The organism is Leifsonia sp. NPDC058248 (assembly GCF_042881905.1).
In the GTDB taxonomy this organism is placed as follows: Bacteria; Actinomycetota; Actinomycetes; order Actinomycetales; family Microbacteriaceae; genus Leifsonia.
In genome coordinates this window covers 4,661-20,449 of the sequence record NZ_JBHVXB010000003.1, presented here as the reverse complement: position 1 = coordinate 20,449, position 15,789 = coordinate 4,661, and the positions used below count along the sequence as shown (strand labels likewise).

15 protein-coding genes and 1 tRNA gene are annotated in these 15,789 nt (G+C 69.3%); 6 read left to right on the top strand and 10 right to left on the bottom strand.

Going from position 1 to position 15,789, the window contains the following annotated elements:
• Positions 1 to 54 precede the first annotated feature (54 nt).
• The 4 genes from rplK to ACFVV5_RS05490 form a co-directional block, all read right to left on the bottom strand.
• Entirely contained in the window at positions 55 to 486 is a 432-nt protein-coding gene (gene rplK, locus ACFVV5_RS05505; protein ID WP_370056278.1) for a 50S ribosomal protein L11, read from the bottom strand.
• A 112-nt stretch (positions 487 to 598) separates the two neighbouring features.
• Entirely contained in the window at positions 599 to 1,522 is a 924-nt protein-coding gene (nusG, locus tag ACFVV5_RS05500; RefSeq protein ID WP_387240183.1) for a transcription termination/antitermination protein NusG, read from the bottom strand.
• Positions 1,523 to 1,580: 58 nt separating this feature from the next.
• Positions 1,581 to 1,853, bottom strand: coding sequence for a preprotein translocase subunit SecE (gene secE, locus ACFVV5_RS05495; protein WP_387240180.1), 273 nt, complete (start codon positions 1,851 to 1,853; stop codon positions 1,581 to 1,583).
• 42 nt (positions 1,854 to 1,895) lie between these two features.
• Positions 1,896 to 1,968 (bottom strand) — tRNA-Trp (locus ACFVV5_RS05490).
• Positions 1,969 to 2,167: 199 nt separating this feature from the next.
• Between ACFVV5_RS05490 and ACFVV5_RS05485 the strand changes: the two genes are divergently transcribed.
• Positions 2,168 to 3,367 (top strand): pyridoxal phosphate-dependent aminotransferase, encoded by a 1,200-nt coding sequence (locus ACFVV5_RS05485; protein ID WP_387240177.1) that lies wholly within the window; start codon positions 2,168 to 2,170, stop codon positions 3,365 to 3,367.
• A 281-nt stretch (positions 3,368 to 3,648) separates the two neighbouring features.
• Entirely contained in the window at positions 3,649 to 4,596 is a 948-nt protein-coding gene (locus tag ACFVV5_RS05480) for a hypothetical protein (RefSeq protein WP_387240174.1), read from the top strand.
• Between the two features lie 31 nt (positions 4,597 to 4,627).
• Here ACFVV5_RS05480 and ACFVV5_RS05475 read toward each other — a convergent pair whose 3' ends face one another.
• Both ACFVV5_RS05475 and ACFVV5_RS05470 read right to left on the bottom strand, forming a co-directional pair.
• The gene (locus ACFVV5_RS05475; protein WP_387240171.1) at positions 4,628 to 5,332 is read right to left on the bottom strand and encodes a LuxR C-terminal-related transcriptional regulator; all 705 of its coding nucleotides are present in this window, start codon (positions 5,330 to 5,332) and stop codon (positions 4,628 to 4,630) included.
• On the bottom strand, positions 5,329 to 6,534 hold the full coding sequence (locus ACFVV5_RS05470; protein WP_387240168.1) for a PspC domain-containing protein: 1,206 nt from the start codon (positions 6,532 to 6,534) through the stop codon (positions 5,329 to 5,331). Before ACFVV5_RS05470 ends, ACFVV5_RS05475 begins: the two co-directional genes overlap by 4 nt.
• Positions 6,535 to 6,648: 114 nt before the next feature.
• On the opposite strand from ACFVV5_RS05470, the gene ACFVV5_RS05465 reads away from it, so the two are divergent.
• The 4 genes from ACFVV5_RS05465 to ACFVV5_RS05450 are packed head-to-tail and all read left to right on the top strand — an operon-like array spanning position 6,649 to position 10,547.
• On the top strand, positions 6,649 to 8,319 hold the full coding sequence (locus ACFVV5_RS05465; RefSeq protein WP_387240165.1) for a PspC domain-containing protein: 1,671 nt from the start codon (positions 6,649 to 6,651) through the stop codon (positions 8,317 to 8,319).
• 2 nt (positions 8,320 to 8,321) lie between these two features.
• Positions 8,322 to 8,825 (top strand): hypothetical protein, encoded by a 504-nt coding sequence (locus ACFVV5_RS05460; protein WP_387240162.1) that lies wholly within the window; start codon positions 8,322 to 8,324, stop codon positions 8,823 to 8,825.
• Between the two features lie 7 nt (positions 8,826 to 8,832).
• Positions 8,833 to 9,738: an ABC transporter ATP-binding protein gene (locus ACFVV5_RS05455; protein ID WP_387240159.1), complete on the top strand. Its 906-nt coding sequence runs from the start codon at positions 8,833 to 8,835 to the stop codon at positions 9,736 to 9,738.
• A complete protein-coding gene (locus tag ACFVV5_RS05450) occupies positions 9,735 to 10,547 on the top strand; it encodes an ABC transporter permease (RefSeq protein WP_387240156.1) in 813 nt (270 codons plus the stop codon). Before ACFVV5_RS05455 ends, ACFVV5_RS05450 begins: the two co-directional genes overlap by 4 nt.
• Positions 10,548 to 10,629: 82 nt before the next feature.
• On the opposite strand, the gene ACFVV5_RS05445 is transcribed toward ACFVV5_RS05450, so the two are convergent.
• The 4 genes from ACFVV5_RS05445 to ACFVV5_RS05430 form a co-directional block, all read right to left on the bottom strand.
• On the bottom strand, positions 10,630 to 12,726 hold the full coding sequence (locus tag ACFVV5_RS05445) for a RecQ family ATP-dependent DNA helicase (RefSeq protein WP_387240153.1): 2,097 nt from the start codon (positions 12,724 to 12,726) through the stop codon (positions 10,630 to 10,632).
• A gap of 136 nt (positions 12,727 to 12,862) precedes the next feature.
• Positions 12,863 to 13,852 (bottom strand): glycoside hydrolase family 43 protein, encoded by a 990-nt coding sequence (locus ACFVV5_RS05440; RefSeq protein ID WP_387240150.1) that lies wholly within the window; start codon positions 13,850 to 13,852, stop codon positions 12,863 to 12,865.
• Complete coding sequence (locus ACFVV5_RS05435; protein WP_387240147.1) at positions 13,849 to 14,769, bottom strand: carbohydrate ABC transporter permease; 921 nt, start codon at positions 14,767 to 14,769, stop codon at positions 13,849 to 13,851. The genes ACFVV5_RS05440 and ACFVV5_RS05435 overlap by 4 nt, the downstream gene beginning before the upstream one ends.
• On the bottom strand, positions 14,766 to 15,674 hold the full coding sequence (locus ACFVV5_RS05430) for a carbohydrate ABC transporter permease (RefSeq protein ID WP_387240144.1): 909 nt from the start codon (positions 15,672 to 15,674) through the stop codon (positions 14,766 to 14,768). The genes ACFVV5_RS05435 and ACFVV5_RS05430 overlap by 4 nt, the downstream gene beginning before the upstream one ends.
• Positions 15,675 to 15,789: the final 115 nt, after the last annotated feature.

Genomic DNA, 15,789 nt, shown 5'->3' with positions numbered 1-15,789 from the left:
GGCCGGCTCTGCCACGAATGCCTGTTCGGCTACGTGCGGGGGTGGTCGGACTGCTTAGGCCTCGACCGTGATGCCCATGGAGCGGGCGGTGCCGGCGATGATCTTCGACGCGGCGTCGAGGTCGTTCGCGTTGAGGTCGACCATCTTCTGCTCGGCGATCTCGCGAACCTGTGCCTGGGTCAGCTTGCCGACCTTGGTGGTGTGGGGGACGCCGGAGCCCTTGGGGACGCCTGCGGCCTTCTTGATGAGCTCGGCGGCCGGCGGGGTCTTGAGGATGAACGTGAACGAACGGTCCTCGTAGACGGTGATCTCCACCGGGATGACGTTGCCGCGCTGCGCTTCGGTAGCCGCGTTGTACGCCTTGCAGAACTCCATGATGTTGACGCCGTGCTGACCGAGCGCCGGGCCGATGGGCGGGGCGGGGTTGGCGGCGCCGGCCTTGATCTGAAGCTTGATCAGACCTGTGACCTTTTTCTTCGGTGCCATGTTTCTTCCTTCTTTGTGTATTCGAACGTTCGGGATGCAACCCGAACGGCTCTCCCGGTGTCTCGGCCTTTCCGAGACCCGGTGTTCTGGAAAATCTGGGGGTGGTGGGGCTCTAGAGCTTGGTGACCTGGTCGAAGCTGAGCTCGACCGGGGTCTCACGCTCGAAGAGGGAGACGAGCACGGTGAGCTTGCCGCTCTCCGGCTTGATCTCGCTGATCGAACCCGGCAGGCCCGCGAACGAGCCTTCCTTGATGGTGATCGTCTCGCCGATCTCGAAGTCGACCTCGGCCGGAATGACGCGAGCCGTGGTCTTCGAGCCCTTGGCGGCGCCGCCCTTGGCGGGAGCCTCCTGGATCTGCACGAGGCTCTTGAGCATCGAGAAGGCCTCTTCGAATCGAAGCGGAGTGGGGTTGTGCGCGTTGCCGACGAAGCCGGTCACGCCGGGGGTGTGACGCACGACCGACCAGCTGTCCTCGTTGAGGTCCATGCGCACGAGCACATAGCCCGGGATGCGCACGCGGTTGACCATCTTGCGCTGGCCGTTCTTGATCTCGACGACATCCTCCATCGGGACCTGAACCTCGAAGATGAAGTCTTCCATCGACATCGAGACCATGCGGTTCTCGATGTTCGACTTCACCCGGCGCTCGAATCCGGCGTAGGAGTGGATGACGTACCACTTGCCGATCTTGCTGCGGAGCTCGGCGCGGAACTCCTCGTAGGGGTCGGTGGCCGTCTCGTCTTCGTCTTCGACGGCTTCGATGGCCGCCTCGGCCTCGTTGTCGTCGTCGACCTCGAGGGCCTCGTCGACGGCGCGGTCGGCCTCGGGGTCGACGGCCTCGGCCATCGCGTCGAGCACGGCGTCGAGATCGATCTCGGTTCCATCTTCGGCGACGACGTGCAGGGCCTCGTGCTCAGCGGCGTCGACGGAGTCTTCGTCGGCGGCCAGAACGTTACCGGTCTGCGCCTCATCGTCTTCGGAGGACTGCTCGGCTGCGGTCGCCCAGTCCACGTCGTCGCGATTTGTGTCAGACACTGAATTCATTCCATTCCTGTTGTTGGTCGGTGCGCCTTGTTGGTCGGTGCGCCGGTCGTCAGGCCGGATTGCCGAACACCCAGAAGACGGTCAACCCGAAGATCCAGTCGAGCAGGGACACCAGCGCCATCATGATCACCACGAAGACGAGCACGACGCCGGTATAGCTCAGCAGTTCTTTACGGGTCGGTGTGACGACCTTCTTGAGTTCGCCGATGACCTGGCGGATGAACAACGCGATCCGTGCGAAGGGTCCACGCTTTGCCGCGCGCTCTTTCTTCGCGTTGGCGACGACTTCTTCGCTCGGCTCGTCGATAACTTTTCGGGCCACCTCGTTACACCTTTCGTGGGTCGGCACCAGGGTGCCGACTTGCAGGGCGGACAGGACTCGAACCTGCAACCTGCGGTTTTGGAGACCGCTGCTCTACCAATTGAGCCACCGCCCTAGGAAAGTGAGATCGCGATGCTGGATCGCGCACGTTCTCCTCAAGGCTAACCGATCAGACTCCGAGATTGCTCACGGGCCAGGGCAGTCACTCTGCCGGCAGTGAGTCTGCCAGAAAAATGGGCGCAAAAAAGCATGGCAGATTTCAACTACCGCGAACAAGTGTATGGGACGGATGACGGACTGTAAAGTTGACCAACGTGACCGCACAGCAGCGTATCTCCCGCAGAATCGCGTCCATCGCCGAGTCCGCGACCCTCAAGGTCGACGCCAAGGCCAAGGCCCTCAAAGCCCAGGGCCGGCCGGTGATCAGCTATGCCGCGGGCGAGCCCGACTTCGTCACCCCTGACAACATCGTCGAAGCCGCCCTGCAGGCTGTTCGCGATCCGCGCAACTACCGGTACACCCCAGCGGCCGGTCTGCCCGAGCTCCGGGAGGCGGTCGCCGCCAAGACGCTCCGCGACTCCGGTCTTGAGGTCGCCCCCTCGCAGGTCGTGGTGACCAACGGCGGCAAGCAGGCCGTCTACCAGGCCTTCGCCACGCTGCTCGACCCGGGCGACGAGGTTCTGGTGCCCACCCCGTACTGGACCACCTATCCCGAGGTGATCAAGCTCGCCGGCGGTGTCCAGGTGGACGTCTTCGCCGGCGCCGACCAGGACTACGTCGTCACGGTCGACCAGCTCGAGGCGGCCCGCACCGAGCGCACCAAGGTGCTCCTCTTCGTCTCGCCGTCGAACCCGACCGGCGCCGTCTACTCCCCCGCGCAGGTCGAGGAGATCGGCCGCTGGGCCGACGAGCACGGCCTCTGGGTGATCGCCGACGAGATCTACCAGAACCTCACCTACGACGATGTGAAGGCCGTGTCGATCGTGGATGCGGTGCCCTCGCTGACCGACCGCACCATCCTGGTCAACGGCGTGGCCAAGACCTACGCGATGACCGGCTGGCGGGTGGGCTGGATGACCGGCCCGGCCGACGCGATGGCCGCTGCGGCCAACCTGCAGTCCCACCTCTCGTCGAATGTGTCCAACATCTCGCAGCGGGCTGCGCTCGAAGCCCTCACCGGCCCGCAGGAGCCCGAGGAGCAGATGCGCCTGGCGTTCGACCGCCGCCGGCGCACGATCGTCGCCGAGCTGAACGCGATCCCAGGCATCCGGACCCCGACGCCGCTCGGGGCGTTCTACGTGTACCCCGACGTCTCGGGGCTGCTCGGGCGCACATGGGGCGGAGTGACGCCGACGACCTCCCTGGAGCTCGCCGACCTGATGCTCGACCAGGCCGAGGTGGCGACCGTGCCGGGCGAGGCGTTCGGGCCGTCGGGCTACCTGCGGCTCTCGTACGCCCTCGGCGACGACGAGCTGCTCGAGGGCGTGCGGCGCCTGCAGCGCCTGTTCGCGTAGGGCGCTGCGCGGCCTTGCGCTGCGCGCCCCGCGCTGCGCGCCCTTGCGCTGCGCGCCCCGCGCTGCGCGCCCTTGCGCTGCGCGCCCTTGCGCTGCGCGCCCCCGCGCCACCCCTCCCGCGCCCACCTCCCCACCCGCCCGGGCGCTGAGTTGTGGCAAATTGTCGTTATGCGGGCCGTTTCGGGGCTCATAACGACACTTTGGAACCATTCACGGCTGTCGCGGGCCCCGGGCCTGTGGAAAACTCCCGAACCGCGCGCATCCGGGTCAGGCTGGATGCCATGCGAACGTCACACCCACTGCCCCGCGCTCTGCGGCAACCGCTCGCCGTCGGCGACGCGAGAGACCTGGGTCTCACTGCGAGAAGGCTTCGGAGCACCGACCTGCACCGGCCCTTCCACGGCGTCGTCGCGGCACGCCCGCTGACCTTCGCCGAGCGCTGCCGCGCCTACGCGCAGCGACTTCCTCGGGGAGGGTTCTTCAGCGGTCCGACCGCTGCGCTGCTGCACGGGCTGCCCCTCCCGTCGCGCCACGAACGCGAGGATGCACCGTTACATGTGTCGGTGCCCGCTCCCGTGGAGGCACCACGCGGACGAGGCGTCATCGGGCACTCGGTCCGGCTGCAGCTCGGCGACGTCGTGACCCTCGCCGGTCTTCCCACAAGCTCCCCCGCGCGCGCCTGGTGCGAGCTCGCCACGCTCCTCTCGGTCGAGGAACTCGTGGTCGTCGCGGACGCGATCGCTCATCGACGAGCATCCGGTGCCACAGCCGAGCACCTCCGGGCCGCCGTCGGCTCCTACCCCGGGCGACGAGGGAGACGCCGCCTGGCCGAGGCGCTCGAACTCATCGACGAGCGAGCCGAGTCGCCTCAGGAGTCGCGGCTCCGGGTGCGATTGATCCGAGCCGGGATAACCGGCCTGACGGTGAACCTGCGGATCCCCACGACGACGGGTCCGGTTTACCGGGCCGACCTCGCCTTCCCGGAGCACCGCGTGATCCTCGAGTATCAGGGCGACCACCACCGCGAACTGCCCCAATATCGCGCCGACGTGACCAGACTTCTCGATCTCCAGGCGGACGGCTGGACGGTGGCCTACCTGGGACCCGACGACATCCGGGCCGAGGGGCTCACGACCCGGGTGCGCGCCATTCTGGCACTGCACCCCGCCCGGTCGCCGCGGACCCGATCGGGCGAGAGGAGCTCGCGGGCCGCGAGCGCGATCGGGTGAGGGGACGTTGGACGAGGTGAGCGGGATCGGGCTAGAGGAGCTTGCGTTCGAGCGCCCAGGCTGTGAGCTCGTGGCGGGAGGAGAGCTGGAGCTTGCGCAGCACGGCCGAGACGTGGGTCTCGACGGTCTTGATCGAGATGAAGAGGTCCGCGGCGACCTCTTTGTAGGAGAATCCGCGGGCGATCAGGCGCATGACCTCGCGCTCGCGGGCGGAGAGGCGGTCGAGTTCGTCGGTGGTCTCCGCCTGCTCGCCGGCGGCCGCGCCGAAAGCGTCAAGCACGAAGCCGGCCAGGCGGGGCGAGAAGACGGCGTCGCCGCCGGCCACGGCCACCACCGCATCGCTCACCTGGCTGCCCGAGCTGCCCTTCGTCAGGTAGCCGCGCGCGCCGGCCCGGATGACCCCGACGACATCCTCGGCGGCGTCCGACACGCTCAGGGCGAGGAAACGGGTGTCCGGGCACTCCGGCGCCGTGCGGCGCACCACCTCCGCGCCCCCACCACCGGCTCCGCCCGGCAGGTGCACGTCGAGGAGCACGACGCCCGGGCGGGAGGCGAGGATGGCCGCGACGGCACCGTCCACGTCTGCGGCCTCGGCGACCACGGTCAACCGTTCGTCGAGGTCGGCGCGGAGTCCCGACCGGAAGATCGAGTGATCGTCGACGATGACCACGCTGATGGCTCCGGTGGGGTTGGTCGGGGTGCTGGGGGCGCCCGGGGTGCTGGGGGTGTCGGTCATGGTGTCTCGCTCGCGAACTCGATGCTCAGGTGGATCTCGGTGCCGGTGTCGCGCGGGGTGACGGCTGCATGACCGCCGGCCCGCTTCATCCGGCCGATGATCGACTCTCGCACACCGAAGCGGCCCTCGGGGAGGGCGTCGACGTCGAATCCGGGTCCGCGGTCGCGCACGAACACGTCGACGGCCCCCGCACGGCTCTCCACGTACACCGAGATCTCTCCGCCGGCATGGCGTGCCGCGTTCAGCATCGCCTCCCGGGCGGCAGCGGCCAGCTCGGCCGTCCCGCGCTGAACCGGCTCGCCCACGGCGACCACGTCGATGTGCACCGGATGGTCGACCTCGAGTGCCGCCGCGAAGTCGCGCAGGTCGGTGGCCAGGTCGCTCGCCGGCGCTTCGGAGCCCGCGTAGAGCCACTCCCGCAGCTCGCGCTCCTGAGCGCGGGCGATGCGGGCGACCTCGCTGGACGCCCCGGCTCGGTTCTGGATGAGGGCGAGGGTCTGCAGCACCGAATCGTGCAGGTGGGCCGCGATCTCCGCCCGCTGCTCCTCTTTGATACGCGCAGTGCGCTCGGCGATGAGCTCCCGCCAGAGCCGGAGTGCCCACGGCGCCAGCAGCACTGCGGCACCCGCGAACGTGACAGCGACGACGCACAGCCACAGCCATCCGGATTCGACGCGGTTCGAACTCCACGCGAGCGCGGCGGCCATGAACAGCAGGAAAGCTCCGGTCGCGATCCGCAGTGCGGTCGAGGAGGCGGGACCTCGGGCCGAGTCTCCGATGTCGACGAACTGGTCCCAGGCCACAGCACCGACGGCGAGCGCGATCATCAGCGCGACCGCAGACAGGACCGAGAACGGCGACGCGCTCCCGACCACCAGCACGATCGAGCCGACCCCCGCTGCCGCCGCGAGCGCGGCCAGCAGCCAGGAGACAGGGACCCGGCGCTGAACATCCTCGGCAGGGCTGTCGGCCGCGGGCTCTCGCAGCGGTGTGAGCGCCCACAGCCAGAGATAGAGCAGCACCCCCGCGCCGCCCGCAAGCGACAGCGCCACGAACAGCCACCGGACCGCGACCACGGGCCAGCTCAGGTGGTCGGCGACGGCGACGCTCACGCCGCCCAGCACGCAGACCCGCGGGCGCGCGAGCGGAACGCGCTGAGGGCGCGAGGCCCTCGGCGGGTGCTGTGCGGCGGTCCTGGTCACGTGAGCATCCAAGCAGACCGGGACGGTCCCCGACACCCTGACCCCGCAGGAATCAGGGACGGCTCAGGGGGATACCCGATGGAAGCGGGCATCCAGGTGCGCCACGATCGAACCATGTCACAGCACGAATCGACGCCACCACCGCCACCACCGCCACCTCGCTCCGGCGCGGGCACGCCGTCATCGCCCTACGGCGGCCCGCAGTCCGGGTTCGCCGGCCGCGGCACCCGCTTCTTCGACTGGATGCGAAGCCTCGGCATCGTTCGCACCGACGGCTGGCTGGGCGGCGTCTGCGCCGGACTCGCCAACCGTCTCGGGATAGACCCGCTGATCGTTCGCGGGATCGTTGTGGTCGCAGCCATCCTCGGCGCCCCCGTTCTACTGCTGTACGCGGCGGCGTGGGCTCTGCTCCCCGACCGCGAGAACCGCATCCACCTGCAGCGCCTGTTCGACGGGGACTTCGAGCCGGCCATCGTCGGCATCGGCGTGCTGGCCCTGCTGTCGCTGCTCCCCCTGCCGCAAGGCGTGTGGTGGTTCGGCGTCCACCCGTGGGGCGACCCGTCGTGGGGGGATGTCGTCGGCCGCGTGATCTGGACGCTGATCGTCGTCGCGCTCGTCGTCGGCTTGATCGTGCTCGCTGCGCGCAACAACTGGGGCAACCCGGCCTCCGCGGCGGCCGGCTCCCCCAACGCCTCGCCCGGCGCGACCGCCGCCTTCACGGCCGCCGCCTCCTCTGCTCCCTCGGCTTCGGGCGCTCCCACCGGTGCCGCAGCCCCGAGCGGCACCGTGGTCGAGGATGCGGCAGACGACACGGCCGGGGCCGCACCGGACGACGGCGGGCCGGCATCCGGAGCCGCTTCGACCGGCACGGTCCTGGTATCGCCCTCGCCCGAGGCCCCGGTACTCGACACGTCGGCTGAGCCGACCGAGCCGCCCGCGCCGACGCAGGGCGCATCGTCCCAGGACGTCGCCGACTGGCAGGCACGGCAAGCCGCCTGGCGCGCCGAGCACGCCCAGTGGAAGCAACGGCTGAACGCGGACATGCGCGCGGTCAAGGCTCAACGCTCGGCGGAACTGCGTGTGCAGAGCGCGGCGATGCAGGCGGAGGCGACAGCCAGGCGCCGCGCGTATCGCGCCGCCAATCCTCGGGTCGGAGCCGCCATCGGGTGGCTCGCCATCGGCGTCGCGCTCATCGGTGCTGCGCTCACCTCCGCGCTCTGGACACCCCTGACCGGCTTGCCCGGTTACGAGCTCACCGCGGCGTTCGCGGTCGCCACCCTGGTGTTCGGGCTCACCTCCCTGATCGCGGGGCTCTCGAAACGGCGCAGCGGGTTCCTGACGTTCCTCGGGCTTCTGCTGGCCGTCATCACCCTCGCGTCCGCGTTCGTGCCGCGCGACCGCCAGCTCGTGCTCGATGGCGCCTACCTGACGCCGGTCGCGGACACGAACTACGCCCAGCCGTACGGCTCGACCACGATCTACCTCGGCGGCGACGTCGCATCGACTCCGGGGACCCCGATGGTCGTTCTCGACAAGGGGACGGGAACGACGACGGTCGAGCTCCCCGAAGACCTGACCGTGCGTGTCGTCGGCACCCTCCGCGGCGGAAGCATCTTCGTCCTCGGCACCGACGGGAACACGAAGTCCCACCACTGCGCCGCGGACACCGGCGGCGATTGCACCCTCGACGTGACCGTCGGGCCGGGCAGTGCACCGGATGCCGTCGTGCGCGTGCACCAGACCGGCGAGCTGAGTATCCAGCAAGACCAGAACCAGAAGGGCTGACGATGAGCGCAGACGAGAAAGACGACGCGACAGAGCCGATCATCGACCAGACGGCGGCCGAGCCGAGCAACGAGGAGCAGGCCACGACGAAACCGATTCTCGACGAGCCTGCGGCGGCCGAGCCGGCAGCAGAGCCCGCGGCGGCCGAGCCCGCAACGGCCGCAACGGCCGCCACGGCCGCCATGCCCACCGCACCCGCCGCACCAGCCACGCCCGCCGCTGCGTGGCCGAGCGCCTATCGCCCGGATGCGTACGCAGCCGAGCGGGCGCCGCGTCCGAGCATCCGATGGGGTGGTGTGGTGTGGGGGGCGATCCTCGTGGTGTTCGCGGCGACGATGCTGTGGGTGGTCTCGGCGCGCTCGCGGGTGCTCGCCGCAGAGGTGTGGCTGCGCACGCTGTCACCGTCCAGTGCGTGGACGCTCGCGTTGGTCGCGGCCGGGACGATCATCCTGATTCTGGCTCTGCTTGCTGTGGTGCGGAGCGCTCAGCGCAGGCGACGGGCATGATGGGTGGATGACCTCGCATCCGCCGCGGCACGCTCCGACGGACGCGGCCGTCTCGGTCCGTGAGCTGCGCAAGTCGTACGGCGCGTTCGAGGCGCTGCGAGGGGTGACCTTCGACATCGCGTCCGGCGAGACGTTCGCCCTGCTGGGCCCGAACGGCGCGGGCAAGAGCACCACGATCGAGATCCTCGAGGGCTACCGCGACCGCAGCGGGGGCTCCGCGAGTGTGCTGGGGATCGACCCGCATCGCGGCGGCGTCCACTGGAAGGCACGACTCGGCATCGTGCTGCAGTCGGGCGCCGAAGCGGCCGACGTAACGGTGAAGGAGCAGGTCTCGCATTTCGCCCGGCTCTATCCGCGGCCGCACGACGTGGACGAGATCATCGCGGCGGTCGGGCTCACCGACAAGGCCAAGACGCGCATCCGGAACCTGTCGGGCGGCCAGCGCCGACGGCTGGATGTCGCGCTCGGCGTGGTCGGCCGGCCCGAACTGCTGTTCCTCGACGAGCCGACGACGGGGTTCGACCCGGAGGCGCGCCGCGACTTCTGGGAGCTCATCCGGGGCCTCAAGCGCGAAGGCACCACGATCCTGCTGACCACGCACTATCTGGACGAGGCCGCCCAGTTGAGCGACCGGGTGGCGGTGATCGCCCGGGGCGGTCTCGTCGACATGGGCGCGGTCGACTCCATCGGCGACGCGAGTGCCCGCGTGCCGATCGTCCGCTGGCGCGACGAGTCCGGTCAGCCGCACTCGGAGCGGTCGGATGCGCCGGCCGCGCTGGTCGCGCGCCTCACCGAGCAGACCGGCGGCGAGCCGCGTGACCTGGAGGTGATCCGGCCCAGTCTCGAGGACATCTATCTCGGCCTGGTGCGGGAGGCCGAGGCGGACGCGGTCGCCGAGGAGGGCCGCGCATGAGGACGCTCACGCTGGGCCTGGTGCGGACCCGCTACGAGGTGCTGATGTACTTCCGGCAGTCCGACACGATCTTCTTCACGTTCCTGTTCCCCGTGGTCATGCTCGGGATCTTCTCCGTCGCGTTCCAGGGTCTGGGCAATGTGGGCACCGCACCGGACGGGTCCGGCGGCATCACGCAGGCCGCCTACTATCTGCCGGCGATGATCGCCGCGGGCATCCTGCTGAGCGGCGTGCAGAACCTCGCGATCGACATCGCCGGCGAGAAGAGCGACGGAACTCTGAAGCGCCTCGGCGGCACTCCACTCCCGGTGGTCTCCTACTTCATCGGCAAGATGGGGCAGGTCATCGTCACGAGCATTCTGCAGATCGCCCTGCTGCTGGCGGTGGCCCGGTTCGTGTTCGGTGTCGCGCTGCCCACCGAGCCGGATGCGTGGCTGCGGTTCGCGTGGATCTACGCGCTGGGGATCGTGACCTCGGCTGTGCTGGGCATCGCATTGTCGTCCGTCCCGCGCAGCGGCAAGAGCGCGACGGCCGTGATCATCCCGATCGTGCTCGTACTGCAGTTCATCTCGGGCGTATACCTGGCGTTCAACCTCCTGCCGACCTGGCTGCAGAACATCGCGAGCATCTTTCCGCTGAAGTGGATCGCCCAAGGGATGCGGAGCGTGTTCCTTCCCGCGAGCTTCGAGGCCATCGAGCCGAGCGGGAGCTGGCAGTACGGACTGATGGCGCTCGTGCTGTCGCTCTGGCTGGTCGTCGGCATCGTCGCGTGCCGGCTCACGTTCCGCTGGATCCGCAAGGACCGCTGAGGGCGGGTCGCCACGGTCGGCGGCGGAGGCCGGGGGCGCCGAGACGGGACCGCCGTAGCGGACACCGACCCGGGCCGTCCCCTCAGCTGCGAAGCGCGGCCGCGAACGGGAGCACCGCCGAGGCGCCGGCCTGCCGCAGCGTTCGCCCGGCGACCGTGATGCTCCAGCGGCTGTCGACGAGGTCGTCGACGAGGAGTACCGGCTGCCCGGCCGGCACATCGATCGACCCGACACCGAACTTCTCCCAGACCGACGCCAGCCGGAACGCGCTGTTGCCGCCGGGCTCCCCCGTCGGCCCGCCGCCGACGAGTTCGAGCGACCCGAGGAACGGCAGCCGCCCCACCTCTGCGAAGCCGCGCGCGAGCGACTCGACGAACACCGGCCGACGTCGCGACGGCATCGCGACGACCGCGACGGGCCGCTCGGCCCAACTCCAATCGGCCAGCACCCGGATGCACGCGGTCAGCACCGCAGGCGGGCACGCCTGGTCGGGCGCATCGGCCGCCAGCAGTTCGCGGAGCGGCCCTCCCCAGCCGAGGTCGGTGAGGCGGGCGAGCGCACGCCCGGGTGAGAGCAGTTCCTCCGGCGCGATCTTGCCGCGCACCGGCACGCCGAGCCGGTCGGCGCCCGTGGGCCAGAGCTTGCGGGGCTCGAGCTCCACCCCGACCCGGTCGAGTGCGGTGGCGACAGAGGCGGCCACACCCGATGCCACCTCGCTCGGGTACCACGCGCCGGCGCAGCGGTCGCAGCGCCCGCAGGGTTCGGCGGTGGGGTCGTCGAGCGCGCTCTGCAGGAAGGTCATGCGGCACTCGGTGGTGGTCTCGTAGTCGAGCATCGACTGCTGCTCGGCCGTGCGCGCTGCAGCGATGCGGGTGTACCGATCCTCGTCGTAGACCCAGGGCTCGCCGGTGGATACCCAGCCCTTGGGAACCCGGCGGACCGCCCCGTCGACGTCGAGCACTTTGAGCAGCAGCTCCAGCGTGGACGGCTTGAGGTCGACCTGGCTCTCGAGCACGCGGGTGGACTGCGGCTCCGCGCCGAGGGCGGAGAGCACGGCGGCCGCCTTGGGCTGGGACGGCATGGAGGCGGTCGCGAAGTACTCCCAGATCGCGCGGTCTTCTGGGCCGGGGAGCAGCAGCACATCGGCATTCTCAGTGGCCCGCCCGGCACGGCCGACCTGCTGGTAGTAGGCGACCGGAGACGAGGGCGCCCCCAGATGCACGACGAAGCCCAGGTCGGGCTTGTCGAAGCCCATGCCGAGCGCGCTGGTGGCGACGAGGGCCTTGACCTCGTTGCGCTTCAGCCGGCCCTCGAGGTCTTCGCGTTCGGCTGTGTCGGTCTGCCCGGTGTAGGCGTAGGTCTCGTGTCCTGCCTCGCGGAGCAGCCGCGCCGTGTCTTCGGCGGCCGACACCGTGAGGGCGTAGACGATTCCGCTGCCGGGCAGGGCGGCGAGGTTGCTGACCAGCCAGGCGAGGCGGGCGCCGGCATCCGGAAGCGTCAGAACCCCGAGCCGCAGGGACTTGCGCGCGAGAGGCCCGCGGATGGTGAGCACGTCGGCGTGACCCGACCCCGCCCCCATCTGTTCGGCGACGTCGGCCACGACGCGTTCGTTGGCGGTGGCGGTGGTGGCGAGCACGGGGACGCCGTCGGGCATGGTCGCGATGAGGTCGCGCAGCCGCCGGTAGTCGGGACGGAAGTCGTGCCCCCAGTCGGAGATGCAGTGGGCCTCGTCGATCACGAGCAGCCCGCTGCGCTCGATGAGCGACGGAAGGTACTGGTCGCGGAACTCGGGGTTGTTGAGCCGCTCCGGCGAGACGAGGAGCGCATCCACCGAGTCGTCGCGGAGGCGCTGCATCACGTCGTCCCACTCGTGACGGTTGGACGAGTTGAGCGTGACCGCCCGCACGCCCGCCCGTTCGGCTGCGGCCACCTGGTCGCGCATGAGCGCCAGCAGCGGTGAGACGAGAATGGTCGGGCCGGACCCGCGCGCCCGCAGCAGCATCGTCGCCACGAAGTAGACGGCCGATTTGCCCCAGCCGGTGCGCTGCACCACCAGTGCGCGGCGGTGATCGTCGACGAGGGCGGAGATGGCCTCGAACTGCCCGTCGTGGAAGTCGGCGTCATCGCGGCCGACCAGCGCGCGAAGAGTGTCGAGGGCCTGCTCTCTGGTGGTGCTCATGGAGCCATCGTTTCAGAGACCACCGGCAACGCCGTCCGATCGCCCGGCATCTGGGGACAACTCGGAGTGTGGAGAACCGGTGACCACCCGGTCAGCGCACCCGAATGCTCCCGAACGCATCCGAGCGCCTCAGCGCTCACCCGAGCGTCGGAATGGCGCCCGTCCACCCGAGCGGCCGCACGACCATGCCACGGTAGGCGTACGAATCGTCCCAACTGTGGAACACAAGCCAGTCGCGACCGCCGAACGTCACGACGTCCTCGCCCCCGGGTCCGAGATACCTGCCAGCGCCCGAGGCCGTCGAGAGGAACGGGCTTCCGGATGCCGTATACGGGCCGATCAGGGCTGGCGACTCGGCCACCCCCACTGCGTAGGCGTCGGTCGAATAGTCGTTCGCCGAATAGAAGAGGACGTACCGCCGTCCGCGCTTCACCAGATCGGGCGCCTCGACGAGAGCGCCCTGCCACGGCTCACTTTGCTTCAGGAGCCGTTTCGAGGGTCCGGCGAGCGCCAGCCCGTCGGCGCTGAGCGGGGCGAGCTCGATCCACGTGTCGAGTCCGCAGCAGTTCCCGTCGGTCTTCCAGAGCAGGTAGAACCTGCCGTCGTCGTCGCGGAAGGTGCTCGCATCGATGGCGCCGCCCTCCGAGCGCGGGCAGACCAGCGGCTCCGAGCCGACAGGTGCGAACGGGCCGGCGGGCGTTGCGCTGGAGGCGGTTCCGATGCACTGGCGTCCGCTCCGGGCATCCGTCGCCGTCACGTACATGATGTAACGGCCCGCACCCATACGTGCGACCTCGGGGGCCCACGTCCGGCCGGCAACAGCCCAGCCGGGGAGCTCGGGCAGCGCGTCCGTGTCGCCGACCTTCCACGTCTTCAGATCGCGGGAGGTCGCTGCACGCACCGTGAAACCGGGCGTGTTCGTGGCGAAGGCGTAGGCCGTCCCCCCGTCGACGAGAACGCTCGGGTCGGCGAAGTCCTGGTCGATCGCGAAGCCGGGGCCGAGCGCAGAGGACACGGACGAGCCGGCGCTGCCACCGCTGCGGCCCGAGCATCCGATGAGCCCCGCGACGACGACACCGAGGGCGGCTGCGAGAGCGACAGCCCCGGCGAGCCGCCCCCGTCTCATCCCTTGACTCCGGAGCTCGCCACGCTGTCGACGATGTGCCGCTGCGCGATCGAGAACAGGATCAGCACCGGGATCGAAGCGATGACCGCGCCGGCCATGACGATCGCGAAGTGCGTCGAGTAGGCGCCCTGCAGCTGAGCGAGCCCGGGCTGGAGCGTCAGGTTCTCCGGGCTGAGCAGCACGTAGACCGGCCAGAGGAAGTCGTTCCAGTTCGCCAGGAAGCTCAGCACGGCGAGGGTCGCGAGCGCCGGCCGCGCGAGCGGGATGACGATCTGCAGGAAGATCCGCAGGTCGCCGGCGCCGTCGATTCGCGCGGCCTCCTCGATCTCCACGGGGAGACCGATGAAGAACTGTCGTAGGAAGAACACTCCGAACGCACTTGCGGCCCCAGGGATCGAGATGGCCCAGATAGTGTCGAGCCAGCCGAGGTTCTGCACGATCAAGTAGTTCGGGATCAGGAAGATCACCGGCGGTACGAGGAGGGTCGCGATGATCGCGCCGAACACGATCCTCTTGCCCCAGAACTCGAGCCGGGCTAGCGCGTAGGCGGCTCCGGACGCGGTCACCAGGATGATCGCCGTCTGCAGCGTCGCCGCGAGCAGGCTGTTGAGGAACCAGCGGAAGATCGGCTGCTGGCCGCTCGCGAGCGTGACGTACGCATCGATCGACCAGGGGTCGGGGAACACGGAGAACGGGTTGCGGATGGCGTCATCGTCGGTCTTGAACGAGGTGAGCACGATCCAAAGCAAAGGGAGAACGATCAGCAGCGCGACGAGCGAGAGCACGACGTAGAGCAGGATGCGGTTCGCCGTGCGGCGCGGTGCACGACGGCGGGCGGGCTCTCGGCGGGCGGGCTCCTCACCGGGCACGTCGACCCGCGGAGCATCCGGAACCTGAGAGGTGTTGAGAATCGTCATCGGGATGCCCTTTCCGACCGTTCGCGCTGGAGACGGAAGTTGACGATGCTGATGATCGCGAGGAACACGAACAGTACATAGCTCATCGCGGACGCCGCGGCCATGTTGTTCTGCGACAGGCCCTGATCGGAGATGTACATGATCGCCGTGCGGGTCTGATTGCCCGGGCCGCCCTTGGTGAGCAGATACGACTGGCCGAACATGTTGGCTGAGGCGAGGATCGTGACCGTCACCACGAACGTCATCACCTGACGCAGGCCGGGCAGCGTCACGCTGAAGAACTGGCGTATCGCGCCGGCGCCGTCGAGCGCTGCCGCCTCGTAGAGGTCGGTATTGATGCCCTTGAGCCCGGCAAGGATGATCACCGTGTTGAAGCCGAGGGTCCACCACACGGTCACGCCGACGAGCGACACCCAGACCCACGGGACGTTCACGGTCCACGGGATGTCCGACGGCAGGCCGAGCATCCCGAGCACGTGGTTGACGATGCCCGACTGGGTGTCGAGGAGGTATTTCCAGATGACGCCGATGACGGCGACGCCGAGCACGTACGGTGCGAAGAAGACGGCGCGGAAGACGGTGCCGCCGCGGATCGCCCGGTTGAGCAGCACGGCGATGAGCAACGGGACGACCAGCAGGAACGGCACGCTGGCTATGGTGAAGATGCCGGTGGCGCCCATCGACTGCCAGAAATCGCCCGAGGTCGCGGAGCCCGGGGTGAACAGGTCGATGTAGTTCTTCAGGCCGACGAACGACTGCGATGCCCGGAAGGGGCTCCAGTTGGTGAGGCTGATCCACAGTCCGAACACCGCGGGCGCGGCGACGAACACGATGAAGAGGATCAGGAACGGCGCCAGGAACAGGTACGCCGTCTTGGTGCGGCGCGGAGCGGCGAGGCCGGTCACGCGTCGGGCACGCCGAGGTGGCGGGCCCGCCCCCGGCCGGGGCGGCCACCCAGGCGAGAAGAACAAAAGCAAACTTGCGTGGATGTTAAAAAAAAATGACGCGAACGACGCAAAA